The sequence below is a fragment of the Gimesia panareensis genome (genome assembly GCF_007748155.1).
Classification (GTDB): domain Bacteria; phylum Planctomycetota; class Planctomycetia; order Planctomycetales; family Planctomycetaceae; genus Gimesia; species Gimesia panareensis.
Genome location: NZ_CP037421.1, coordinates 1,637,503 through 1,662,001 on the forward strand (window position 1 = coordinate 1,637,503; position 24,499 = coordinate 1,662,001).

Below are 24,499 nucleotides of genomic sequence, written 5' to 3' on the forward strand. Positions count from 1 at the left end.
AAGAATTCCGGAGCGTCCAGACAAAGTTAATGAATCCGTTATTTGAGGAAGAGTATCGATTTAATCAGGCCAGCCGTCCCAACTGGGACGCAGCAAAACAGCACCGTGAGACCGTCACCGGGAATCTGAAACGGCTACCCGGGGCACAAGGAGGGCGACTCTGTGTGCTGGGGGCGGGGAACTGTAACGATCTCGATCTGAAACAGTTGCTGCAGGTGTACAGTGAGGTTCATCTGGTCGATCTGGACCAGAGTGCGCTGGACTATGCCATTGAGGCTCAGGGTGTTTCCGGTGAGGCCGCAGTTGTCTGTCATGTGGGGGATCTGACCGGCGCTGGTCAGCAGCTGGCGGCACTGGCACAGGATGAAAATTCTTCTGAAGCAGTGCTGGATGAAATTCGGGAGCGTCTTTCGAGAACGACTCCTCTGGAGTTGCCCGGCCCATTTGATGTTGTCTGTTCCACCTGTATCCTGAGCCAGCTGATTCTGCAGGTCGTCAATGCGATCGGCGAGACCGATCCCCGCTTTGAAGAGTTGATGAAAGCGGTCCGCGCCCAGCATTACCGAACGGTCGTGGAACTGATCACTCCCGGAGGCGCTGGTTTCATTGTGAGCGATTTTGTTTCTTCAGAGTCGGCTGCGGATCTGAAGCAGGTGCCAGACTTTCAGTTCACGCAATATCTCTCGCAGCTGCTTTCCTCCCGCAATTTTTTTCATGGTGTGCATCCCGGTATTCTGCTGGCTCAACTGCAGGGGAATGCACCCCTGGCGCGACTGGTTCAGAACGTGGAGATGTTGCCCCCCTGGCGATGGGATCTCGGGGCGCGACAATATGCTGTGGCCGGGATCCGCTTTGAACGGATCCCGGAAGCCTGAGCAGCACCGGCAGTGAGTGTGTTACTGCTTCTTCTGTTTAGGAGCCCGTTTTTTCTGTGGAGTCCCGCTGTTCCGTGGTTTGAGATACAGGGACGGAGGATCTTTCTCGACCGAGCCTGTGTCATCAGGGACTTTGTACTGTTTCTGCAGGCGTTTGAGTTCCGTTTTGAGCTCTTTGACGATGGGGGCATAAGCGGGATCGTCGTACACGCTGCGCATTTCGTGGGGATCTTTTTCCAGGTCGTAGAGTTCCCATTCCCCGAGGTTATAGAAGTGAATCAGCTTATAGCGTTTAGTACGAACCCCGTTGTGCCGACGAACCATATGGGCTGAACGGCGGTCGTTGTAGAATTCGTAGTAGTGATAATACAGGCTCTTGCGCCAGTCCGTTTCATCACCTTTAAAGAGGGGCACCAGGCTGACCCCCTGCATGTCGGAGGGAATCGGCGCTCCAGCGATGTTCAGAAAGGTTTCCGCGAAATCGAGGTTGGAGACCAGGTCTTTGTTGACGCTGCCTGGTTTAATCACACCCGGCCAGCGGGCGAGCAGGGGCATCCGGTATGATTCCTCATACATGAAACGTTTATCGAACCAGCCGTGATCGCCGAGGTAGAAGCCCTGGTCAGAGGAGTACATTACGACCGTGTTTTCTGCCAGTCCGGACTGTTCCAGGTAGTCGAGCATTCGACCGACGTTTTCGTCGACCGAGGCGACGCAGCGGAGGTAGTCTTTCATGTACCGCTGATACTTCCAGCGGACCAGATCTTTCCCCTTCAGGTTGGCTTTGCGAAAGGCTTCGTTTTTGGGGTCGTAGGCAGCATTCCAGACCTTCAACTGCTCGGGAGTCAGGTTCTTGGGCGGCGTCAGTTTCAGGTCGAATTCGGTCATCGTCCGGGCGATGGTCATGTCCTGTTCTTTGGCAGCGGTGCCGCGGCCTTCGTAATTGTCGAACAGATTTTCAGGCTCCGGGATGGTGACATCATCGTACATGTGCAGATATTTGGGGCCGGGCTGCCAGTTGCGGTGCGGGGCCTTGTGCTGGAACATCAGCATGAAAGGTTTATCCTGATCACGCTGGTTCTTGAGGAAGTCGAGTGCCAGATCGGTGATGATGTCGGTGGTATAGCCTTCGTGTTTGACGCGCTTCCCGTTGCGAATCATGGGAGGATTATAGTACGGACCCTGGCCAACCAGAATTTCAGAGTAGTCAAATCCGGTGGGATCGGAGGCCAGATGCCACTTACCCACAATGGCGGTCTGGTAGCCCTGTTTGCGGAGCAGCTTGGGAAACGTCTGCTGAGAACCGTCGAACTTGTTGCCATTCTGCTTGAAGCCGTTGATGTGGCTGTGTTTTCCGGTGAGGATCACGGCGCGGCTGGGACCACAGATGCTGTTCGTACAGAAGCAGTTGTCAAACCGCATGCCTTCGCGGGCAATCCGATCCAGGTTTGGCGTCTGATTGACCTTCGAGCCGTAACAGCTCATTGCATGTGAAGCGTGATCGTCAGTGAAAATGAACAGGATGTTGGGGCGCTGTTTTGTGGCGGCAGCAAGCTTCTGCAGGCCGTGGCCTGTGAGTATCAGCTGGCTGCAGAACAGGCTTGCGATCAGGGTGAATGCAAAACGGCAAGGATGGGCTAAGAGCGGCTGCATGGGTTTCGTCCTCAATCTGGTGTATTCGCACGTGGGATCTGAATTCACGGTGTCTTTGGTTTCGTTTCTATCATGCAGGTTTATCGGGGGAAGTGCAAGTTGTCTCTGACGTTCAGGAGGGGGCGGAGGATGAGATATCAAAAACGGGTGATGTAGAAATTACAGTGTCAGCCACGGTAGAAAGTGCAGGAATTTCGATCCTTCGGATACGAAGGGAAAATTCTTTATTCTGAAAACTGTTGCCTGATCGAGAGATAGGTGAATTGAGCTGCCTGTCGAATCTGATTGGTATGGGGGTTGCATTTCAACTTTGGCATCGTGATTTGTGTCTCAGAGGATTGAGGCCTGTTTGGAAACTGACTGCAGCCGGGCAATGGATTGCTTGCCCCACCGGTTAAAAAAGGAATTGATCATGTTAGAAAACGTTTCTCCCAAAGTTGTACACAAGCTGATGGCCGCGGAAGGATACCTGGAACTGGGGATGCCGATTCAGGCTCTGGAGGCACTCTCCGCTGTCGATGAAGCGGGTCCGCTGGAAGCAATGCGTTTGTATCTGATCGGCGAATGCTATCTGCGTCAGGAACGCTACAACGAAGCGATTGAGCCCCTGCATCAGGCGGCCCGTCTGTTTCCGGTGATGGAGAGCCGCAAGGCCTGGAGTTCACTGAGTGAATGTTTTCGCCAGGGGGGGTATCACGAACTGGCCGAAGTGGCGTTGTTAACTGCAGAGGCTGTGGAGGAGATCGAAGCGACCTGCGAAGTTCTGCGAGTCCCCCGCGAGAAGTTTCCGCGCTGGGAGTGGATGGAACACTCTTCCCGGATGACGGGATCTACCGGTACCGACTGGCGAACTTTGCCCCGGATTGCCCGCTGAATTGATGAGAAAAACTCAGATTTTCTTTCTGGAAGCTGAGTGTGAAAAGTTTTTAAGTAACTGTTATTTAAGGAGTTGTGTGATTTAAACGGATTGCAAAATCATATTTGAGTTTCGCGATGTGTCAGCTATACTGCCGCTCCCAGTTGGATTTCTTAATCACTCTCAATTAAGTGATCCTGCTACCCGATACAGTGGTCTGGTCAATAGTTGATCGTGTCTGTATCACCTCCTGGTCCTGTTTCCGTCCTGGAATCGACCTTCCTTTCCCACAAAACAATATAGAATACCAGGCTTTGTTTTCCCGTGTGCGCATGGTGGAACCAGGGTTTGCGTACTGATATGCCTTTCACACAGTGTTCCGGGCTACTGTCTCTCGGTATTGACCGAACAGCCAGTGGAATCCGTGTGGACGAATTTTGTGCTGTACTCACGATCGCTGAAACTCATGTTTGATTCAATTCGGTTCTTCGACAACAGAATCTCGATCTGGTTGCTGATGTTGCTGCTTCCCTGCCTGAGCGGGTGCGGCAAGATGCTCAGCAACAGCGCGACCGAACAGTTACTGACCTCCGATGCCGTCGATCAGACGATCTCCCATATCGACCTCAGTTCGCTCTCGAACAAAAAAGTCTTCTTTGATACCTCTTATATCAAGAACATCAAAGGGGTCGGATTTGTGAACGGTGACTATATCATCAGTTCGTTGAGACAGCAAATCGTTGCTGCAAACTGCCTGATCCAGGAGAAGAAGGAAGACGCGGATTACATCATCGAAGCCCGTGTGGGAACGCTGGCGACCAACGGGCACGAAGTCAATTATGGGATCCCAGCCAGCAACATGCTGTCTTCAGCCGCATCCCTGATGCCAGCCGCCCCTGCGATTCCGACAATTCCGGAAATCTCTCTGGCGAAGAAGAGTAATCAGATTGCCGCAGCGAAGATCAGCGTGTTTGCCTACAACCAGAAGACGCGGGAACGGGTCTGGCAGTCCGGTGTGCTGCAGGCGAAGAGCGATGCCCGCAATACCTGGATTCTGGGAGCGGGTCCCTTCCAGCGGGGATCAATCTACCGGGATGGTGCTCAGTTTGCCGGCTCCAAAATTGAAATTCCCCTGGGAACAGGTGAAGATTTCAAAAACGCCTCTGCCGTGGATTATCTGGAACCTGCCCGTTTTGTCGAGACGGGAGAGGCAGAAGAAGAAGATCTGCCAGTAGCCAAGGATCGGAAAGTAAAGACCCTGGCGGAGTGGATCAAAGAAGAGTCCACCGAAAAAGAGAAGCAGCAGAAAAAACAGGAGGCGAAAGCCAAGCCGAAGAAAGAGTCTCAAGCCGCCACTGCGAAACCGGCTGAGAGTCAGACAACGAAATCTGCAGAATCACAGTCTGCCGGGACCAAAGAAAAACTTTCGCTGGAACCGGCAAAGATCAAAACCGTGCTCTTCCTGAAACCGGAGGAGGCCAACGGTCACAAAGACTGGATTCAGGGTGATACTTCACGGCTGTCAACGGTCTGGCCCAACGCTCCTCTAGCTGAGGGTGTGGACACGAAAGAGGCCCCTGCGGAAGAAAAGCTGGAATTGGAACAGATGTTTCGGAAAATTCCTGCCGAATAAGAGCCGTTTTTACGTATATAGTATCAGAGGCTTACCAGTGGGCCCTTAAGGCTGGTTTTTGTTTCCCTCCTCGTATGAGTGAACCGATCTCAATTTTCGCTTGTCTTATGAAAAGCCTTGTGGTTGTGCAACTTTGATCCAATTTGCCACCAGATTGATATCAGAGTGACCGCCAAAGTGGCACTGTCTCTTTAGGTAGTGCGACAGCCACGTGTTGTTAAGTCTTTGTTGTGAAATGATTTATGGGTTGATTTGCTGGTGGGAGGGAGAATTGGCACATTCTATGCGGTAAAATTGAACCAGACGGCCTCAAACAACGTTTCTCTAAGATGGGAATCGAATGTGAGTGGGCCAGGAGGTTTGTGATTTCCCCTGATATTCAACCAGCGTCATCACCAGTTGAAGGTGAAATGGGAGGTTATAATGATGATTCCTCGAATTCCTCAAAAAACTGTACGCAGACTCATCGCGGCAGAGGGTTATCTGGAACTGGGGATGCCCCATCAGGCACTCAGAGAACTGGATAAAGTCACAGATCCAGGATCCCTGACGGCGTCCTTTTCTTTTTTGCGAGGGGAATCTTTAAAACGGATTGGTCGTTACTCGGAGGCGATCAAGCCTTTACAATACGCGGCGGATTTACTGCCGATCCCGCACAGTCAACTCCCCTGGAAATCACTGGGAGCCTGTTACCGGGAAAGTGGCCAGGAAGAACTGGCTGATACAGCCGAACAGACGGCGGATGAAATCGCCTCGGAAGCAAATATTCATCTGCGATTTGAACCTTTGGGATCTCAATATAATCCAGTCGTGCATCATGAGGTGCATCTTACCATCAGTATCGAAGAGTCTCCGGAAGGAGAGCAGGCGGAGTCTGATGAAGATATCCTGCTCGAGAATGAAGAGACCGAAGACTTTGGAATCGACCCTGAAACAGAATAGATGTGATTTACTAGAAGTGGTTTCATAACTTATTAAGTAAGGTGAACACGCACGCGAGTTGTGCGAATCCTAAAAACAAATGACTGTATCGTTCATATCGTATTACCAGACGACGAAAGTTGAACAGCCAGCTGATGGTGCGTTCGACTTTCCAGCGGCGTCGATATCGCCGCAGAGCACGCCCGTCTTGCGTCGCTGGTTTCACACGGTTCTTGCGATGCGGACAGATCAGCTCTATCTGCCGTTCCGCCAGCTCTGTGCGCAGGGGATCGCTGTCGGCCGCACGATCATAAATCAGGCGATCGGGGTCGCGTGGCAAAACTCGCTGGTCCAGCAGGGATTCAATCAGCTTCACCTCTGCCGGAGAGGCACTGGCACGATCCAAAGCGAGAGGGAGCCCGTTTCCGTCGACCAGCAGCATAAGCTTGGTTCCCTTTCCCCGTTTTGTCTTTCCGACATCGGCGCCCCTTTTTTTGCGGGGCAGAATGTGCCATCCCCGAATGCTTCCGACCAGACAACCAGCTTCCGGCGGTCTAAGTGTTCGAGCAATCGCTGCCACGCTTCCAGGAAGACACCGTCTTCGGTCCATTCCTTGAAACGCCGCCAGCAGGTGCTGGGAGATGGTAAAAATGTTGGTAAATCTTTCCATCGGGCACCGGTCCTTAATACCCAAAGGATTCCTTCGAGGCACTCGCGGGCAGCCACTCTGGGCCGCCCTCCGGCTGCGTTTACCGGTGGTTCTGGAAACAGATCTTTGATCAGAAGCCATTGCTCGTCCGAGAGTTGTGGTTTTGGTTCCGTCCTGGACCCGGTAATGTTGCGACCTGTGGCAGGTCGTGACACGCGGGTCATGGTCATAATGAGACCTCCTTTCTGGGGAGGTACTCCTACAAATACTATACCAAACTGTTCACGTAATTTAGGGTTTTGAAACTACCTCTAACCATTGTTTAAGAAATAAGTTGCTGAGAATCTTCCCCACAGATTTACCACCTCAAGATTGAGAAGTCCGACCTGTTATAGTACCGTAGAGTCTGCGGTCTGGTGACAGGTCGTTTTTTTTGATCCTGCATTCTTATTAACGAGGTGGCGTGCATCATGCATGTACTGTTACGTTCCTGCCACGGACTGCTCTGCCTGTTTGCTCTCTGTTTTTTCTCCCTGACCAGTACCAATGTGTCCCAGTCTGCTGAGACGCGACCGAATATCGTGATGATTCTGGCGGATGATGTTTCCTGGAATGATCTGGGCTGCTACGGTCATCCTTCGATTCGTACCCCTAATCTGGATCGACTGGCTCAGGAAGGCCTGCGGTTTGATAATGCGTATCTCACGATCAGCAGTTGCAGCCCCAGTCGCTGCAGTGTGATCACAAGCCGCTATCCGCACAACACTGGTGCGCCGGAGCTGCATACTCCTTTGCCCGAAGGTCAGGTCCTGTTTCCCCAGTTGTTGCGCGACGCCGGTTATTACACGGTGATTTCAGGCAAGCAGCATATGGGCCCCTACGCTTTGACTTCTTTCGATCACGTTTCCAAAGGGAAAGGACCGGGGCGCGAAGAGGACTGGGTACCCATTCTCAAGAAACGTCCCCAAGATCAGCCGTTCTTCTGCTGGTTTGCTTCCACTGATGCCCACCGGGCCTGGCAGAAATCAAAAGAGTACCAGCCGCACCAGCCCGAGGATGTTGTCGTGCCTCCCTATCTGGTTGATTCTGCCGAGACGCGCAAAGATCTCGCCCAGTATTATGACGAAATCAGCCGCTTGGATTACTTTACTGGTCAAATCCTGGACGAACTGGACGCCCAGGGGATCGCTGATAACACTCTGGTGTTGTTCTTCGCAGATAATGGTCGTCCATTTCCCCGCTGTAAAACGCGACTGTATGACAGTGGCATCAAGACGCCGATGATGGTTCGCTGGCCGAAAGTGATCAAGCCGGGAACCGTGACGAAGAGCCTGGTCAGTACGATTGATCTGGGCCCCACTTTTCTGGAAGTGGCAGGCGTCAAAGCCGACCCGCGGATGCAGGGAGTCAGCTTCGAGAAACTGTTCAAGCATCCCGACGCGAAAGTCCGCGATTACGCGTTTGGCGAACACAACTGGCACGTCTTCAAGGCACACGAACGGATGGTTCGCTCTGGAGACTGGCTCTACATCAGGAATGCCATTCCGGGACAGCGGAATCTGTGCGTAGAATCGATCGAGTTTCCCTCTGGCGAAGTCTTGTGGGAACGTTTCGAAGCCGGGAAGTTGAAACCGAATCAGAAAGACGTCTTCCTCAAACCTCGGCCGCGGGAAGAACTGTATCAGGTCAGTAAAGATCCGCACCAGTTTCATAATCTGGCGGAAAAGCCCGAATACGCGAGCGAACTGGCCCGACTGCGCGGGGTGCTGGATCAGTGGTCAAAACAGACCGGGGATACGATTCCTGCCAATCCGAGCCCCGACCGTAACCAGCGTCCCGGGGAGCCAAAGCCTGGCGAGTTTGAACATCGCGAGATGCCCGGCGATGCCCGTAACGCGCAGAAGATCAACAATCCCGGCCCGGTACTGGCCGACTGAATCCGAGAGCGTCACCGAAAATATCCGGTCAGCAGTTCGACTCTGACCGTTGTGTAACCCGCGATAACGAAATTGACAACTTTGAGACTTTATTTTGGAGAGAAAGCATGAAACGTAATCAAGTATGGGGAATGACCCTGGCATTCCTGGCGAGCATCTGCCTGGCAGGTTCGCTGCAGGCCGGCGAAGAATCCGGCTGGGTGAAGCTGTTTAACGGCAAGAATCTGAACGGCTGGACGCAGCACAATGGAACGGCTACCTATAAAGTGGAAGATGGCACGATTGTGGGCACGACTTCTGAAGGAAGCCCCAACTCGTTCATGTGCACCAAGAAGAACTACGGCGATTTCGAACTGGAGTTCGAAGTGAAAGTCGCTGATGAATTGAACTCCGGCTGTCAGATTCGCAGCCAGCAGAAAGACGGCAACGGTCGCGTCAATGGTCCCCAGGTTGAGATCGAAGCCAGTGGTAAAAATGGTGCCGAAGCCGGTTATGTCTACGGTGAAGCAACCGGCCGGGGCTGGTTGACACCTGAAAAACGACTGAAACCTCACAAAGCTATGAAAGATGGCGAGTGGAACAAATTTCGAATCGTTGCCAAAGGTCCCCGGATTCAGACCTGGATCAACGGCAAACAGATCGAAGATCTGACGGATGAAGCGATTTACAAAACGCATCCGACAGGCTTCATCGGTCTGCAGGTGCATGGCATCAAGAAAGGGACCGGTCCTTATTCGGTTGCCTGGAAGAATATTCGGATCAAAGAACTCGACTAATTGAGTCATCCGAAATTGAAATAAAAACAGGCCGGCGGGATGCATTTCCTGCCGGCCTGTTTTGCGTTACGAGTAATTCGCTCTATTCAGGTACGTTTGCGGCTTTGTATTCTTCCGCTTTACGAGCAGCGAGTGCATCCAGAATGGGGGTGATTCCTGCATCAAGGGCGATCATTTCTGCCTCGTCTGCGGTTCGCCATTTGGTTTCGATCTCGCCGTTCTGCAGCCCCTTGCCGCCGATGACGATGCGGTAGGGGATGCCAATCAGGTCGGCGTCATTGAATTTGACACCGGCCCGGGCGTTGCGGTCGTCGAAGAGGACGTCGACTCCAGCCGCTTTGAGTTCCTCGTAATAGCGCTCGGCGGTCTGCATGACTTCGTCGTCTTTGGTGTTGAGCGGAATCACGAGGACTTCGTAAGGGGCGACTGCCAGCGGCCAGATCAGTCCCTTGTCGTCGTGCTTCGTTTCCGCAAGACCGGCGATGATGCGGTTCACACCGATACCGTAACAGCCCATGATGATCGGATGCCGTTTCTCTTTTTCATCCAGAAAATCAGCATCGAGGGCTTCGGTATATTTGGTGCCGAGCTTGAAGACATGACCGACTTCGATGCCATGCACGATTGCCAGTGGCTCTCCACTTTTGGGGCAGGGATCGCCGGCAGCAGCATTTCGCAGGTCGTATGTGGTCTCCAGTTCGTAGTCACGGCCCACGTTGACATTCAGTAAATGAGCGTCGGCTTCGTTGGCACCCGTGATGGCATTTGCGATCACCGGAATATCGTGGTCGGCAATGATTTTGCATTTAATCCCTACAGGGCCGGCAAAGCCAGTCGGGGCGCCAGTCACTTGCTGGATCGTCTTCTCATCGGCGAGTTCGACTGTCGCGGCTCCCAGGGCCCGGCGGATTTTGCCTTCGTTGGCTTCATGATCGCCCCGGATCAGGACGGCCACCGGTTCACCATCGGCCAGGTAGATCAGCGTTTTGATCATCTGGGAAGGTTCGCAGCCCAGTAACTGGCTGACCTGCTCTATGCTGGTGGCTGCGGGGGTGGCCTGTTTTTCCAGGGTTCCTGCGTCCGCAGGAGTTTTGATTTCGGGAGTCTGGCGACCGGTGTCGGCCCGTTCCATGTTGGCCGCGTATCCGGAGGCTTCGCAGTAGACGATCGAGTCTTCCCCGTTTTCGGAGGGAATCATGAATTCGTGGGAGGCATCACCGCCGATGGGGCCGCTTTCCGCTTCCACGGGCAGGTATTTCAGTCCGCAGCGGGCAAAGATACGGCAGTAGGCCCGGTACATACGGTCGTAGATTTCATCCAGCTGTTCCACGGAGGAACTGAAGCTGTAGGCGTCTTTCATCAGAAATTCGCTCGTTCGCAGAACGCCGAACCGGGGGCGTTCTTCGTTGCGGAACTTGGTCTGAATCTGATAGACGGTCAGCGGCAGCTGTTTGTAACTGCTGATGCAGTGGCTGATCAGGTCCGTGACAACTTCTTCATGTGTGGGACCCAGGGCCATGGGGATCAGGCGGTTGCCGCGGGGGACGTTGAACTGGATCAGGACTGAGCCGAAGGCTTCTTTCCGCTGCGTGCGTTCGAACAGTCCCAGAGGCTGCAGCGCGGGCATGTGCAATTCCGCGGCGCCGGCAGCATCCATCTCTTCCCGCACGATCTGGGCTGCTTTCTGAATCGATTTCCAGCCGAGGGGGAGGTAGGTGTAGGCGCCCGCCATCAACTGACGGATCAGTCCGGCGCGGAGCATTAACTGATGGCTGGGGATTTCCGCATCCGCGGGGACTTCTTTAATCGTGGGGATCAGTGTGTTTGACCAGCGCACTTGAGTTCCTTAAGTGATTGATGGGTATGTGGTTATGTGATTTGGTTTCTGTCCGGCAATTCAGGGGCTGCCGGTGTTCGTTGATGGCCGCGTATTCTAGCAGAACCGATTCAACTCCAAAAGGTTCGGCCCGGTGGGGGACAAAAATATTCAAGGGTGATAAGTGCCTGTCGGACAAGATCTTGTTGAATCAGGGAGACGGTGGCATGGGAGAGTGGGGGCGTTTTCAGCAATATTGGACAAATGAGAGAGAGTTTCAGAACAGACAGTTGTCGGACTTGTTGAGCAGGATGGATCGGCTTAAGATCGTTCTATTGTGTTTCTTAGCGAAACTGAAGATCGACCGCAGCGTTTGAATTGTGATTCTGAAAGCCGATTCGAGATGTCTCGACAAAATATAAATCAACTCAAGGATGGTGATACTGTAAACGAGGTTTTTCTGTTAGTTGACAAGCAGTTACGAGCGAATCGGAATGCGAGTCTGTTTCTGTCTGCTGACCTGAGAGACTCAACCGGAGTCGTCAACGCACGGATGTGGAATGTTGTAGAAGAACGGATGCAGCATTTTCAGTCCGGCAATTACGTTCAGGTCAAAGGGAAGGTGCACCTGTTTCAGGGAGCCCTGCAAATCATTCTGACCTACATCGAACCCGTTTCCGCAGAGAACCTGGACCCGGCTGAGTTTCAGCCCCAGGCCTCACATGATGTGCAGGCGTTGCTGGCCAAGCTGCGTGAGATGCTGCTGGGAATTGAAAATAACGAAGTTCGTACGCTCATGGAGTGTTTTCTCGTGGATGAGGCCCTGATGGATGAGTTCTGTCGGGCACCGGCCGGGGTGAAGACGCACCACGCCTATCATGGCGGCCTGATCGAGCATGTCGTGAATCTGATGGAGACGGCACACCGGATTGCGGAGCTGTATCCCAAAGCGGATATGAGCCTGCTGCTGGCAGGGGTTTTCCTGCACGACATCGGAAAAGTGCGCGAGCTGGGCTACGAGAATGAATTCATCTATACCGACGAAGGTCAGCTGCTGGGGCACCTGATTATCGGTGTGGAGATGCTGACCGAGAAGATCCAGGCTTATCAGGAAATGACGGGAGAATCATTCCCGAAAGAGGCGGAACTGCGGTTGAAGCATATGATTGTGAGCCATCACGGCACTTACGAGTTCGGCAGCCCCCGTCTGCCGATGACGCCGGAAGCGGTCGCCCTGCATCATCTGGATAACCTGGATGCGAAAGTCAATGAATTTGCGCGGTTCATTGACGATGATCTGAATTCGACATCCAGCTGGACTCCCTATTCACCTCGCTTGCAGCGAAAACTGTTTAAGGGAATGACTGAGGACTGAGTTGATGCCTGATTTTGAGAAGAAGATTCTCGATTATGTCACCCGCCCCGGTTACACACCCCTCCGGGAAAAAGCGCTGCTGAAAAAGGTGGGAGGTTCCAAGTCGACTTCTTCTGAGTTTGAGCAGGCGATGCTGAGCCTGCAGTCCCGCAAAGAGATTCTGGTTTCGGATTCCGGTTTGATTCGGCCCGTGAAAAAAGAGGGTTGGATCGCGGGAATTATCAAGAAAACCAGTTCCGGGGCCGGTTACCTGATTCCGCATCATAAACCGGATGACATTGCGCACGACCAGCGGCACGCGGGGGATCTGTATATTTCCGAGCGGGATATGCGAGATGCCCAGACCGGTGACGAAGTTTACGCCACGGTCATCAATCGACGCCGCAGTGGGGGGCAGATCTGCGGACGGGTGGTGGAGATCATTGAGCGGGCGTCGACGACATTTGTCGGGACCTACTTCGAAACGCAGGGCGAAGGTTATGTGCACGTGGATGGCAAGATTTTCAATTCGCCCATCCACGTGGGGGATCCCGGTGCGAAGGGGGTGGAACCCGAAGACAAGGTCGTCATCGATATTCTGCATTTCCCCTCGAAGAACTACCTGGGGCAGGGAGTGATTTCCAAAGTTCTGGGGCCGCACGGTAAGCCGGGCGTCGATCTGCTGTCGATCGTTTTTGAATTCGGCATTCCGATGGATTTCCCGGATGAAGTTCTGGAAGCAGCCCGCGAACAGGCCAGCCTGTTTGATGAGACCAGGCTGGGAAATCGACGGGATCTGACCGGCGAGACGATCGTGACGATCGACCCCGCGGATGCCCGGGACTTCGACGATGCGATTTCGCTGAAGCAGAATGAACGGGGGCACTGGGTGCTCGGTGTGCATATTGCGGACGTGGCCCATTTTGTCAAAGAAGGCTCGACACTCGATCGGGAAGCCCGCCGACGGGGGACCAGCGTGTATCTGCCCGGCAGGGTGATTCCGATGCTGCCAGAGGTTATTTCGAACGGCCTGGCGAGTCTGCAGGAAGGGCAGGTGCGGTTCACCAAGTCGGCTTTTATTGAATTCACAGCGGACGGTGTACCCGTACATACCGAGTTTGTGAATTCCGCGATTCGTGTTTCGAAGCGGTTTGCCTATGAGCAGGTGCTGCCGATTGTCCAGGGGCGTGATGAAGAGGGTGACCGCGTCTCCGCCGAAATACGTGAGCTGCTGAAAAACATGCATCATCTGGCGATGATGCTGCGGAAGCGTCGCTTTGCCGGGGGGGCACTGGAGCTGCATCTCTCCGAAGTACGGCTCACCTTCGACGACAAGCATCGAGTGAGTGGAGCCGTCGAGCGGGAGCATGATGAAAGCCACCAGATCATCGAGGAGTTCATGCTGGCGGCGAATATTGCCGTGGCTGAGGGGCTCAATGATCGGGGATTACGGTTTTTACGTCGTGTGCATCCCTCACCTGACCATCAGCGGCAGATTGAATTCGCCGAGTTTGTGAATGCACTCGGATACACACTCAAAAAAGCCCAGAGCCGAAAAGATCTGCAGCGGCTGGTCGAACAGGTACACGGGACTGCAGTTGAGCAGGCGATCAATTATTCACTGCTGCGGAGCCTGAAGCAGGCTGAATATACCGATGAAGAGCTGGGGCATTATGCACTGGCGGTAGAGCATTACTGCCACTTTACCAGTCCGATTCGACGTTATCCGGACCTGACGATTCATCGGTTGATTGATGAGATTCTGGAGCGTCCCGATAAAGGGAAGGGGCAGAGTCCGCAGGGATTACGTCAGCTGGGGCATGATCTGTCGATGCGTGAGCGTCGCGCCGAATCAGCGGAACGCGAACTGACGAAGGTCAAACTCTTGACCTGGATGATCGACAACAGGATCACCACACTGAAAACCATGATTACAGGAGTGGAGTCGTTCGGGTTGTTCTGCCGCGGGGTGGATGTACCGGTCGAGGGGCTGTTGCATATCAGCCGATTAGGCAAACACGATTACTTTCATCAGGATGCCGCCAAATTCAGTATTGTTGGCGAACGAACCGGGCAGGAGTTTCGCATTGGCGATTTTCTGACAGTGGAAGTAGATAAAATTGATCTGGATCGCAGAGAACTGGATTTCCGTCTGCCCCGCCCGGAGAAATCAGGGAAATCAAAATCGAACAGCAAATCCAAATCGGATCAAGAGAATTCAAAACGTGCGGGTAAGAAATCGTCTCGCGCCTCTTCCAAGGGAAAATCGGCTGTGAAGAAGAAGGGACGTAAAGTGAAGTCCCAGCGCGGTAAGAAAAAGAAACGCAAGTAGTGCATCTGTGCATCTGTGCTTCTGGAGCGTCAAAAGGGTACGGATGTTTTACTTGAAACCAGGTAAGCTGGAACTAAAAACAAAGAGTCAGAGCGGAAATTTGTAAAAGGAATCCAGTTTATATTTCTGTATTGATTGATGTACGAAGGCGAAGAAATATAATAACTTAAGCTCTATTTTAAATAGAACCGTTTAGCGCCGGCGGATTCGATCAGATCATGATGAGCAACCGCCACGCCGGTCGCTCTGTAAATAGATTTCACAATCACATTATTATTCACGGGATCCCTTGAGGATCACCAAGTGAGTGCTTGATTATGGTGACGAAATTGGCTGAGAAACAGCAATCTTCTCCGACAGCAGGCGGAAAATCAGCGACGAAGTGGATCATGACCCTGCTTTCCTCGTCCATTGGTCAGAAGTTCGTGATGGGCATCACGGGGCTGTTATTATGCAGCTTTCTGGTCGTACATCTGGCGGGAAACCTGCTGGTCTATGTCGGGGCGGATGCCTACAACGACTACGCGAAAGAGCTGCACAGCATGATGCTGCTGCCGGTTGCAGAGACCGGGCTGTTTCTGCTGCTGTTTGCCCATATCGCTCTGGCGTTTAAGCTAACCAGCGATAATCGCAAGGCACGACACATCAGTTACCATGAGAAACAGAGCAAGATCCAGGAACCACCCTCTATTTTCGGACGTACTCCGATGGGACGGACCAGTTCCTGGATGTTTATTTCCGGTTCGATCATCCTGATCTTCCTGATCATGCACATGATCGACATGAAGCTGCATTTGAATCCGACAGTGGATTACAAGGATCAGTCACCATTTGGCATCATCGTGCAGGTTCTGGGCAGTGGTCTGAGTGCTCCCATTTACATTGTGGGAACGATCGTACTCGGTTTCCACCTGTCGCACGGTTTCTGGAGTGCGTTCCAGTCGCTGGGGTTGAATCATCCCAAGTACACCCCCTGGATCAAGAAACTGGCGATTCTGTTTGCGATTGTGATCGCCGCGGGGTTTGTCAGCCTGCCACTCTGGGGCTTTTTTATACGCTAACCTTTCCGCCAGCCTGTTGCGTCTGTTTTTCACCATTCAGTAGATAGTTTCACACGTTCCGTTTTGAAGGTAGATATCATGGCCGAGTCGGCTACGACGGTTTTGAATTCTCGAGTTCCTGATGGTCCCATGGCCGAAAAATGGGATCGCTGTAAGCAGGAGATGAAGCTGGTCAATCCAGCCAATAAACGGAAGAAGAAGATCATTGTGGTGGGAACCGGTCTGGCAGGGGCCTCGGCTGCTGCTTCCCTGGCGGAACTGGGATACCATGTGGAATCGTTCTGTTTCCAGGACTCTCCAAGGCGGGCTCACAGTATCGCCGCCCAGGGTGGGATCAATGCCGCTAAGAACTACCCCAACGACGGCGACAGTGTGTGGCGTCTGTTCTACGATACGGTGAAGGGGGGCGACTTCCGCAGCCGCGAAGCCAACGTGCATCGTCTGGCCCAGGTCAGTAACAATATTATCGATCAGTGTACCGCACAAGGGGTCCCCTTCGCCCGCGATTATGGCGGACTGCTGGCTAATCGTTCGTTTGGGGGCGCCCAGGTGTCCCGAACTTTCTATGCCCGCGGGCAGACGGGGCAGCAGCTGTTGCTGGGAGCCTACAGTGCGTTAATGCGTCAGGTCAGTGCCGGACGCGTGAAATTGTATCCGCGGCGTGAGATGCTGGATCTGGTCAAAGTGGACGGGGTGGCCCGGGGGATTATCGTCCGTAACCTGATTACCGGCGAGTTCGAAAAATACGCGGCTGACTGCGTGCTGCTTTGTACGGGCGGTTACGGGAATGCCTTCTACCTGTCGACCAACGCCAAAGGTTCAAATGTTACCGCAGCCTGGCGCTGTCATAAGCGGGGGGCGTTCTTTGCGAATCCCTGTTACACACAGATCCATCCTACGTGTATTCCGGTCAGTGGCGATTACCAGTCCAAGCTGACCCTGATGAGTGAAAGTCTGCGAAACGACGGACGGGTCTGGGTACCCAAGTCGGCCGACGACAAACGCCGCGGGAATGAAATTCCCGATGGTGAGCGCGACTACTACCTCGAACGTCGCTATCCCGCGTTTGGGAACCTGGTGCCCCGCGATGTGGCTTCCCGGGCAGCCAAAGAACGCTGTGATGCCGGCTATGGTGTGGGAGCGACCGGACAGGCTGTCTTCCTGGATTTCCGGGATGCGATTGCCCGCGACGGCAGACACGCCATCGAAACCAAGTACGGCAACCTGTTCCACATGTATCACAAAATTACCGGGGAAGATCCTTATCAGGTACCGATGCGGATCTATCCTGCGGTGCATTATACAATGGGCGGCCTGTGGGTGGACTATCATCTGCAGAGTACCATTCCCGGACTGTTTGTGCTGGGTGAAGCGAACTTCTCCGACCACGGGGCCAACCGGCTGGGGGCTTCTGCACTGATGCAGGGGCTGGCAGACGGTTACTTTGTGGCTCCCTACACGACCGGTCACTATCTCGGTTCGAATGCTCTGCCCGACGTTTCGACGGACGATGAAGCATTTGTCGAAGCGATGGCGAGTGCCCAGGATCGGAACGCGAAGATTCTGGGAGTGAACGGGACGCGTTCTTCGGACAGCATCCATCGTGAACTGGGGCATATTCTCTGGGAATACTGCGGCATGTCCCGGGAACGCCAGGGGCTGGAAACCGCGATGGGCAAGATTCGCGAACTGCGGGACGAATTCTGGTCGAGTGTCAAAGTTCTGGGTGAAGGCGAGCAGTTGAACCAGAACCTGGAACACGCCGGTCGACTGGCTGATTTCCTGGAATTCGGAGAGCTGCTGGTGCGGGACGCGCTGGTCCGGGAAGAATCGTGTGGCGGTCACTTCCGGGCAGAACATCAGACTCCGGAAAATGAAGCATTACGTGATGATGAGAATTTCTGTCACGTGGCTGCCTGGGAGTTCAAAGGGGTCGGCAATGAGCCGGTCGAACATCGTGAGCATTTAGAATTTACAGAAGTACCTCTGGCTACGAGGAGTTATAAATAATGAGCGAGACTCTGGATCTGACGCTCAGAATCTGGCGCCAGCCTGGCCCCGATGCCATCGGGCGTTATGTGGAATACAAGGTTACCGACATCTCCACGCATATGTCCTTTCTGGAAATGCTGGACGTGCTCAACCAGCAACTGGTAGAGCAGGGCGAAGAGATGATCGCCTTTGACCATGACTGTCGTGAAGGCATTTGCGGGATGTGCAGCCTGATGATCAACGGGCAGGCACATGGACCCGATACGGGCACGACGACCTGTCAGCTGCATATGCGGCGGTTCAAGAGTGGCGATACGATCGTGATTGAACCCTGGCGTTCACAGGCCTTTCCTGTGGTCCGCGACCTGGTGGTCGATCGCAGTGCCTTTGATCGAATCATCGAACAGGGGGGCTACATTTCGGTGAGCACCGGTAATGCTCCCGATGCGAACACCACTCCCGTGCCGTTGCCCGTACAGGAGACGGCCATGGATGCTGCGGCCTGCATTGGCTGTGGTGCCTGCGTGGCTGCCTGTAAGAATGCCTCTGCGATGCTGTTTGTTTCGGCCAAGGTTTCGCATCTGTCGGTTCTGCCCCAGGGAGCTCCCGAGCGTGCGAGCCGCGTGCAGAAAATGGTGGCCCAGATGGATGCAGAGGGTTTTGGAAACTGTACCAACACCGAAGAGTGCCAGGCCGCCTGTCCGGCTGAGATTTCGGTTTCCAACATTGCCCGCCTCAACCGGGAATACCTGCGAGCCCAGCTGTGTTCGAAAGACTAAGCGAACAACAGAAGAGTTGATTTCTACAGCGAGGGAACCTGCGGGGACCCTCGCTTTTTTTATGGATCCGTCGCAGGCATTAGCTGATTAAATAAGGATTTTTAAGATTCGCAGAGCCTGTTGATTGCGAGATGGTGTGGGAAGTTCCACAATAGTCGACAGCGCCTGTTTTCCGTTTCGAGCCTGTATTTTACTGATAAAAGAGAGAGCTGTGTCTGATTCATTACTCACTACTGCCTGTCATCAGTGGCACGTTGAGCATGGCGGCCGGATGGTCGATTTCGCCGGCTGGGATATGCCGCTGCTGTATACCAACATCACCGAAGAACATCATGCGGTGCGTCAGGCGGCGGGTCTGTTCGACATTGCCCATATGGGACGACTGTTTTTCAGTGGTCCGGATGCGTGTCGTTTCCTGGATCACCTGCTGACGAACAGTGTTGAGTCGCTCAAACCGGGGCAGATTCGTTACTCGCTGGTGACGAATGAAGCCGGGGGGATCCTGGATGATGTGCTCGTTTACCGGTTCTCCGAGTTCTATCTGCTGGTCGTGAATGCGTCCAATCGTCTGAAGATTGTCGACTGGATTGCGCAGCAGCAGGATGGCTTTGATGTGCAGGTGGATGATCAGACATGTGAGAAATTCATGCTGGCGCTGCAGGGACCTGCTTCGCTGGGAATTCTGAATCCACTGGCGGACGCCGAACTGAGCGAGATCAAATATTACTATGGCGTGGAGACCAAAGTGCTGGGCGTGGATGCGCTCGTCAGCCGGACCGGGTATACCGGGGAAGACGGCTTTGAGGTGGTGGTCGATCAGGCGGAGGGCCTGGCGCTGTGGGAACGTCTGATTGCCGACGGTCAGAGTGCCGGGCTGGTACCTGCAGGACTGGGCTGCCGGGATACTTTGCGTCTGGAAGCCGCGATGCCTTTGTACGGCCACGAACTGGATGAAGAGACCGATCCGTTCACCGCGGGATTGAACTTCGCTGTGAAGCTGCAGGCGGCTGATTTCATTGGTAAAGAAGCACTGGTCGCTGCGAAAGCACGCGAGGACCGCAAAGTTCGCATCGGTTTTACACTGGAAGGGAAGCGGGCGGCTCGCGAAGGGGCCGAACTGTTCCAGGGCGAACAGCGGGTAGGTGTGGTGACATCCGGATCCTTTTCTCCGACGCTGGATATGCCGATCGGGATGGCTTATGTTGAATCTGCGTCTGCTGAACCGGGTCAGGTTCTGGAAGCGGATATTCGCGGCAAGCGATTTCCGGTAAAAGTGACTCCGCTGCCGTTCTACAAGCGCGACACTTAAGAAACGGTGTCAGGGCCGGTCAAGATCGGCCCTGAGCGAGGGAGAGTTGCTGCAGGCCATGCTGGTTGGGTGTCGCAGTGCCAGCCTGTTCCGGATTGAGGTTGAGGAGCTCAGTCTTTCCGGGAGGAGAGGTCGGTTTCTGCGAGGACTTCCTTGGAAACATCGCCAACGAAGTTGTCGATCTGTTTCTTTTCTTTTGCTGGAGCAGGCGCTCCCGCATTCATTCCCACACCCGGTTGTTTAAAGAATGAGGGGGCCATGTCGATGATGGCTGCCCAGTAGGTCGTGAAGACCGGGTATTTGACGTCGGGGTTCTGTTCCTTGTAATCATCCATTTTCTGCAGGAGCAGGTTGTGAGCGATCTTGGGATGGCGGTGGTGCGGGCCATGTACAAAAATGTCAAAGTTGAAGTAGGTGCAGAGCTTCGTGATGATGTTGTTACCCACGACCGTTCGGGTTCCCAGCATGGGATCGTAGCTGCTCATGCCCAGGTGTTCTGTGAATTTACGAGTATTCTGGTAGATGCCTGCCAGATAGTGGGGCAGAACCCAGACGCGTAACAGCCCCCAGATGGCATCGAAGTGGATACAGAGGCCGATGATCAAGCCCCAGGTGACTACAATGCCTGCATATTCATAGCGGATAGTTCTGCGGAGCTTGGGATCTGTGAGTGGCGAATCTTTATGCCAGAAGATGCGACCGTAGATGAAGGGAGCCATAAACACACCCAGAATCAGGTCGAACCAGATGAAGACTCTGCGGAAGCGGAGTGATGTATTGGGGTCGGAATAGGGCCAGAGTTCCCAGTCACTTGGTTTATTCAGGTAAGCGTGATGGCGAATATGGCTTTCACGATAGACAGTGTAGGGCACGAACATGGCCGTCCCTAAAATCCGTCCCAGCCAGATACTGGCGTTTTTGGAGCCGGAAAGCGTATGATGCGAGCATTCGTGAAAACAACTGGTCCAGCAGAACAGGCAGTAGGAGATAAACAGGGTCAGAAAAATCTGCCAGCTGATGGCATCAGTGGGCCAGTAAACGGCAAGACACCAGATTGCGACCAATCCTACAGGCAGGAACAAAAAACGAGGGATCGTCGTTTTTTCTTCCAGGGCTTTTAATTCCTGTTCAGTGAATTGAGTTACGGACACATTCGGCTCCGGTCTAATAATCTACCAGCACGTTTCTAATATTTTATTTAACCAGTTATGAGTAACGGATCTCCGTTACAATGAAATCAAGTTAAACCAGTTAAAATGTTACTCACAGCAAATCTGTGAGTCAACTTATCAGAAATTTCGGCCATTCTCTGTAAATACTACATCATGTCTTGTGATCTCGCGCTCATGATGCGATTATTTTTTTAAATAGGACTATTCGGGAGTAATGTAAATGTTAGGTGCATTACGCCAGTTACGTCGATTCGGGGGGGATGCGGGCTTTGCAGCCACTCTCTGACCCACGATGTCGGAAATTCATTATTATAACTGGTTTAGGGGACTTGCACTTCAAAAAAGTGCGGAAAAACCATTTTTTCAAAACCTCCCGACTGAGTAGAAATTGTAGTCAGTCTCACGATAATTCAAACCGATATAAGTCTTCAATCACCCTGCCAGCGGCAGGAAATCTTCCCGTTTCGAGCCATATTGGGAAAAGTCTCAGGAGTTAAGCCTTTCTAATGCCAGAATATTCAAATTACCAAAAGGATGTGATCAAACGTTACTATGACAATCGGGATTCGATTGATCAGCAAAGGCTTTCCGAGCTCTGCACCAACCTGTTTTTAGCAGAAGGCAAAAAGAAGGAAAAGCTGTGGGAAAAAGCCCGGGAGATCATGGAGCGGCTGAATGTCCCGCCTGCCCGCATCGATCACGTGCTGAAAACGGCTGATCCCGCGATTCTGGCTGAGGTTGTGAAGGATCTCGAATCGGGAGCGATCCGCTAGACTGTGTCCAGTTTTACTGTAGCGTCTCCAGGACCATTTGGACCGAGTATATTCGATTGAGAAACGCTATGGTTAAATGCGGCGCGCTCTAGAGGCCTCTCAGGGAACTCTCAGTCGCCGGAATCGTCCAGGGCAGTGCACAGCTCCTGTTTTTGCACGGGAGCAGCGGCATCTTTTCCGAGGCTGTGGTTGGCTGTCAAGGTGTAGACAGTGGCCGTGAGCGTCATGACCGAGGCAGACGTGTAGAACATGGGGTAGAAGCCCCAGTTATCAATGATGCCCCCCAGGATGGGAGCAAAGATAATCGCGCCTGCATCGAAAAAGCCGAGTACGATTGTGGTGCCCGTGCCCCGGTATTGCGGGGGGAATGATTCGGTTCCCAGGGAGACCACCGCCGGGAAGAGCAGGGCGTGGCCGAATCCACAGAGGATCGAGGGGCCGATCAGCTGCCATTCCTGCGTGATAGAGGGGAGAATCGTGTGTCCGATCGCGTGCCCCATCAGGCCCATGGTGATCATCTTGGTCCGACCCACGGTGGTGCCCCAGCGTCGGGTGTAGATGCGGATGAAGAAGGCAGAGATCGCGTATCCAAGGAAGAAGGTACCGATCCCACCCAGATGCCGGTGCGAGACAAAGCGAGTCAAAAAGACGCTGATGACCGTGAAGCTGAGTCCCATCATGATGGCGACGAGCATGACCTGGCCGGGCCAGTAGCGAAACAGGAGCTGGTGTGCAGCCGGAGTGACCTGTGGCCTGCGATGGACGTCGTCATGGGTCACATACAGCACGATGAGTAAGTAGCAGAATCCCAGAAAAGCAGGGATACCGAACAGGGCGTAGAACTGTGCATTCCCGGCGGGAAGCCAGCGCAACATGATGTCACTGACCTGTGTCCCCAGAATCATGCCGACAAACCCGCTGCTTCCCAGGCTGCCGATGACTTCGGTACGGCGGTGATGCGGGACTTTCTGCTGGATATGCACGACAGAGCAGGTAAACATTCCCGCAATTCCGGTCGCAAAACACATCCGGAGTGCAAAGATCTCCCAACCCAGATTCCGGCAGAGTGTCATTCCTCCGGCACCGACGACAAAGATGGCTGCGGAAAGTGCCCAGAGTGTTCTAACCCCGTAGCGGTCGATGCCCTGTCCCAGGAAAAAGCGGGCAATCAAGGCGACAAAGACGCCGCAGCTGACAATATCTCCGACCAGTTCTTCGTTACCGCCCAGGTAAGTGACCAGGTCGGCAAAACGGAATGTGATCGCGTTTGCGGTCACTAACAGCACGTTGGCCAGGTAACAGAACCAGAACAGCCGGTTGTATATCGGTTCCTCTTCATCGGAGGGAATAACAGGGGTGATAGACATTCGTTTAAATTCAAGTTAAGACAGATTGCCGTTGAAAGTACCAGTAATTCTTCCGGAAACATAATGTTTCCGCTCACAATTCAGGATCAGGTTGTCTGATTCGGCGGGATCAGCCTGGGTGCCCTGCAAGCATCTTGTGAGGCTGTCTGGCGGGTTCACAACTGCAAGACACGCTCAGGTATCTCCAAGTTCGTGAATTTGAGGGGAGTCGCGACTTTCGTCCTGGCAGAGTGGCACGGATGTCAAAAGTCCGCCACGCCCATGCCTGCATTTTAGCAGAGTGATGTGTATCCGTCTAAGGGAGAATTGTTAAACTTTCGCGGAGGTTCGCGGGAAAGCAGAAATTCTCCGGGGGCAGGCTGCGATTTAAAGCGTTACTGAAGTGCACAGGCTCTGGTATTGCTGTATTTATCCGCCAAAAGCACTATAGCGGCGGATTCCCCGCTGGAAGGCGATGCGATTCAGAGAAAACAGGACCACGATCCAGACAATTTCAATGGACAATTCGATGATTAGTTCCTGATGGGTATATTTACCTAGAATCACCGTGCCGGGGAAATAGGCCAGATATTTGAACGGGAGCATCTGCATCCACTGGCTCAGCGGTTCCGGGAAGAGGTCCAGGGGGATCATGTGGCCGGAGAGAAAGTAGTTGAGCATCATATAGATAAAGATCAGCGAGCTGACTTCCAGGAACCAGAAGGAGATCAGTCCGATGAGTGATTCAATCAGAAAGCCGACGAGGAAGGCCATCAGGAGTGACAGCACCCAGACAAAAATAGTAAATGCATCCGGCCAGCCCGAGAAGTAATCACGACAGAGGTAGAAGAGCAGAATAAACGGTCCCAGAGCGACCATATAGTAGACCAGCTTATGGGCCATGCGGGCCCAGAAGAGATATCCCAGCATATCGATCGGCTGGATCAGATATTTTTTGATGGTCCCGTCCCGCACATCATTGGCAATGCCGTTGGCCAGCCCGGGCATACTGGAGAAGGCACGCCCCACCATCACGAGCAGGTAGTAGGCGACCATTTCCTGATAGTTGTAGCCTTTGATGCTGCTGACCGGTTTACTGGTGTGGATGCCGTAAATGGCGCCCCACAGGAAGATCTGAGTGACGATTGGCAGGAAGCGGACGAAGGTCGCGAAGACGAAATCTCCCCGGTACACCAGTCGTTCTTCGATGGATGTTTTGAGGATGATCCAATTGGTCCGCAGGCTGGCGATCATGGTTGTCTGTT

19 protein-coding genes are annotated in these 24,499 nt (G+C 53.4%); 13 read left to right on the forward strand and 6 right to left on the reverse strand.

The window, feature by feature from the left end; all coding sequences use genetic code 11:
• The first annotated feature begins 29 nt into the window (after positions 1–29).
• Positions 30–875, forward strand: a complete 846-nt coding sequence (locus Enr10x_RS06225) for a hypothetical protein (RefSeq protein WP_145105051.1) — start codon at positions 30–32, stop codon at positions 873–875.
• A 21-nt stretch (positions 876–896) separates the two neighbouring features.
• On the opposite strand, the gene Enr10x_RS06230 is transcribed toward Enr10x_RS06225, so the two are convergent.
• Complete coding sequence (locus Enr10x_RS06230; RefSeq protein WP_145448460.1) at positions 897–2,528, reverse strand: sulfatase family protein; 1,632 nt, start codon at positions 2,526–2,528, stop codon at positions 897–899.
• A gap of 412 nt (positions 2,529–2,940) precedes the next feature.
• On the opposite strand from Enr10x_RS06230, the gene Enr10x_RS06235 reads away from it, so the two are divergent.
• The 3 genes from Enr10x_RS06235 (at position 2,941) to Enr10x_RS06245 (ending at position 5,959) form a co-directional block, all read left to right on the forward strand.
• A complete protein-coding gene (locus tag Enr10x_RS06235) occupies positions 2,941–3,402 on the forward strand; it encodes a hypothetical protein (protein WP_145448461.1) in 462 nt (153 codons plus the stop codon).
• A 448-nt stretch (positions 3,403–3,850) separates the two neighbouring features.
• A complete protein-coding gene (locus Enr10x_RS06240; protein WP_145448462.1) occupies positions 3,851–5,017 on the forward strand; it encodes a DUF6655 family protein in 1,167 nt (388 codons plus the stop codon).
• Positions 5,018–5,440: 423 nt separating this feature from the next.
• Complete coding sequence (locus Enr10x_RS06245; protein WP_145105062.1) at positions 5,441–5,959, forward strand: tetratricopeptide repeat protein; 519 nt, start codon at positions 5,441–5,443, stop codon at positions 5,957–5,959.
• Positions 5,960–5,981: 22 nt separating this feature from the next.
• Here Enr10x_RS06245 and Enr10x_RS06250 read toward each other — a convergent pair.
• Positions 5,982–6,811 (reverse strand): IS5 family transposase gene (locus Enr10x_RS06250; protein WP_390621349.1). Its coding sequence is split into 2 segments (ribosomal slippage): positions 5,982–6,421 and positions 6,421–6,811, totalling 831 coding nucleotides; the frame shifts between segments, so codons are not numbered across the junction.
• A 246-nt stretch (positions 6,812–7,057) separates the two neighbouring features.
• On the opposite strand from Enr10x_RS06250, the gene Enr10x_RS06255 reads away from it, so the two are divergent.
• Positions 7,058–8,524 carry a sulfatase family protein gene (locus Enr10x_RS06255; RefSeq protein ID WP_145448463.1) on the forward strand — a complete coding sequence of 489 codons (1,467 nt, stop codon included), beginning with the start codon at positions 7,058–7,060 and terminating at the stop codon, positions 8,522–8,524.
• A gap of 107 nt (positions 8,525–8,631) precedes the next feature.
• Positions 8,632–9,300 (forward strand): 3-keto-disaccharide hydrolase, encoded by a 669-nt coding sequence (locus Enr10x_RS06260; RefSeq protein WP_145105068.1) that lies wholly within the window; start codon positions 8,632–8,634, stop codon positions 9,298–9,300.
• Positions 9,301–9,382: 82 nt separating this feature from the next.
• On the opposite strand, the gene Enr10x_RS06265 is transcribed toward Enr10x_RS06260, so the two are convergent.
• Complete coding sequence (locus Enr10x_RS06265; RefSeq protein WP_145448464.1) at positions 9,383–11,137, reverse strand: proline--tRNA ligase; 1,755 nt, start codon at positions 11,135–11,137, stop codon at positions 9,383–9,385.
• Between the two features lie 382 nt (positions 11,138–11,519).
• Here Enr10x_RS06265 and Enr10x_RS06270 point away from each other — a divergent pair, with 382 nt between their 5' ends.
• The 6 genes from Enr10x_RS06270 (at position 11,520) to gcvT (ending at position 19,943) form a co-directional block, all read left to right on the forward strand.
• Positions 11,520–12,491 (forward strand): 3'-5' exoribonuclease YhaM family protein, encoded by a 972-nt coding sequence (locus Enr10x_RS06270; RefSeq protein ID WP_145448465.1) that lies wholly within the window; start codon positions 11,520–11,522, stop codon positions 12,489–12,491.
• Positions 12,492–12,495: 4 nt separating this feature from the next.
• A complete protein-coding gene (gene rnr, locus Enr10x_RS06275) occupies positions 12,496–14,802 on the forward strand; it encodes a ribonuclease R (protein WP_145448466.1) in 2,307 nt (768 codons plus the stop codon).
• Between the two features lie 317 nt (positions 14,803–15,119).
• Positions 15,120–15,863: a succinate dehydrogenase cytochrome b subunit gene (locus Enr10x_RS06280; protein ID WP_145448467.1), complete on the forward strand. Its 744-nt coding sequence runs from the start codon at positions 15,120–15,122 to the stop codon at positions 15,861–15,863.
• Positions 15,864–15,941: 78 nt separating this feature from the next.
• Positions 15,942–17,873, forward strand: coding sequence for a fumarate reductase/succinate dehydrogenase flavoprotein subunit (locus Enr10x_RS06285; protein ID WP_145448468.1), 1,932 nt, complete (start codon positions 15,942–15,944; stop codon positions 17,871–17,873).
• Complete coding sequence (locus tag Enr10x_RS06290) at positions 17,873–18,634, forward strand: succinate dehydrogenase/fumarate reductase iron-sulfur subunit (RefSeq protein WP_145448469.1); 762 nt, start codon at positions 17,873–17,875, stop codon at positions 18,632–18,634. The genes Enr10x_RS06285 and Enr10x_RS06290 overlap by 1 nt, the downstream gene beginning before the upstream one ends.
• Positions 18,635–18,845: 211 nt before the next feature.
• The gene (gene gcvT, locus Enr10x_RS06295; RefSeq protein ID WP_145105089.1) at positions 18,846–19,943 is read left to right on the forward strand and encodes a glycine cleavage system aminomethyltransferase GcvT; all 1,098 of its coding nucleotides are present in this window, start codon (positions 18,846–18,848) and stop codon (positions 19,941–19,943) included.
• 110 nt (positions 19,944–20,053) lie between these two features.
• On the opposite strand, the gene Enr10x_RS06300 is transcribed toward gcvT, so the two are convergent.
• A complete protein-coding gene (locus tag Enr10x_RS06300) occupies positions 20,054–21,094 on the reverse strand; it encodes a fatty acid desaturase family protein (protein WP_145105092.1) in 1,041 nt (346 codons plus the stop codon).
• Positions 21,095–21,621: 527 nt separating this feature from the next.
• Here Enr10x_RS06300 and Enr10x_RS06305 point away from each other — a divergent pair.
• Positions 21,622–21,888: a hypothetical protein gene (locus Enr10x_RS06305; protein ID WP_145105095.1), complete on the forward strand. Its 267-nt coding sequence runs from the start codon at positions 21,622–21,624 to the stop codon at positions 21,886–21,888.
• A 110-nt stretch (positions 21,889–21,998) separates the two neighbouring features.
• Here the strand turns inward: Enr10x_RS06305 and Enr10x_RS06310 are convergent, their stop codons facing one another.
• Positions 21,999–23,255, reverse strand: a complete 1,257-nt coding sequence (locus Enr10x_RS06310) for an MFS transporter (RefSeq protein ID WP_145105098.1) — start codon at positions 23,253–23,255, stop codon at positions 21,999–22,001.
• Between the two features lie 408 nt (positions 23,256–23,663).
• A complete protein-coding gene (locus tag Enr10x_RS06315) occupies positions 23,664–24,488 on the reverse strand; it encodes an ABC transporter permease (RefSeq protein WP_145105101.1) in 825 nt (274 codons plus the stop codon).
• Between the last annotated feature and the right edge of the window lie 11 nt (positions 24,489–24,499).

Bases quoted from the DNA above. Each gene is read 5' to 3' on its own strand.
- Enr10x_RS06225 (WP_145105051.1), top strand. From the start codon at position 30: ATGAATCCGTTATTTGAGGAAGAGTATCGATTTAATCAGGCCAGCCGT.
- Enr10x_RS06235 (WP_145448461.1), top strand. From the start codon at position 2,941: ATGTTAGAAAACGTTTCTCCCAAAGTTGTACACAAGCTGATGGCCGCG.
- Enr10x_RS06315 (WP_145105101.1), bottom strand. From the start codon at position 24,488: ATGATCGCCAGCCTGCGGACCAATTGGATCATCCTCAAAACATCCATC.
- Enr10x_RS06270 (WP_145448465.1), top strand. From the start codon at position 11,520: ATGTCTCGACAAAATATAAATCAACTCAAGGATGGTGATACTGTAAAC.
- Enr10x_RS06245 (WP_145105062.1), top strand. From the start codon at position 5,441: ATGATGATTCCTCGAATTCCTCAAAAAACTGTACGCAGACTCATCGCG.
- Enr10x_RS06285 (WP_145448468.1), top strand. From the start codon at position 15,942: ATGGCCGAGTCGGCTACGACGGTTTTGAATTCTCGAGTTCCTGATGGT.
- Enr10x_RS06305 (WP_145105095.1), top strand. From the start codon at position 21,622: ATGCCAGAATATTCAAATTACCAAAAGGATGTGATCAAACGTTACTAT.
- Enr10x_RS06230 (WP_145448460.1), bottom strand. From the start codon at position 2,528: ATGCAGCCGCTCTTAGCCCATCCTTGCCGTTTTGCATTCACCCTGATC.
- rnr (WP_145448466.1), top strand. From the start codon at position 12,496: ATGCCTGATTTTGAGAAGAAGATTCTCGATTATGTCACCCGCCCCGGT.
- Enr10x_RS06240 (WP_145448462.1), top strand. From the start codon at position 3,851: ATGTTTGATTCAATTCGGTTCTTCGACAACAGAATCTCGATCTGGTTG.
- Enr10x_RS06255 (WP_145448463.1), top strand. From the start codon at position 7,058: ATGCATGTACTGTTACGTTCCTGCCACGGACTGCTCTGCCTGTTTGCT.
- Enr10x_RS06260 (WP_145105068.1), top strand. From the start codon at position 8,632: ATGAAACGTAATCAAGTATGGGGAATGACCCTGGCATTCCTGGCGAGC.
- Enr10x_RS06310 (WP_145105098.1), bottom strand. From the start codon at position 23,255: ATGTCTATCACCCCTGTTATTCCCTCCGATGAAGAGGAACCGATATAC.
- Enr10x_RS06290 (WP_145448469.1), top strand. From the start codon at position 17,873: ATGAGCGAGACTCTGGATCTGACGCTCAGAATCTGGCGCCAGCCTGGC.
- Enr10x_RS06280 (WP_145448467.1), top strand. From the start codon at position 15,120: ATGGTGACGAAATTGGCTGAGAAACAGCAATCTTCTCCGACAGCAGGC.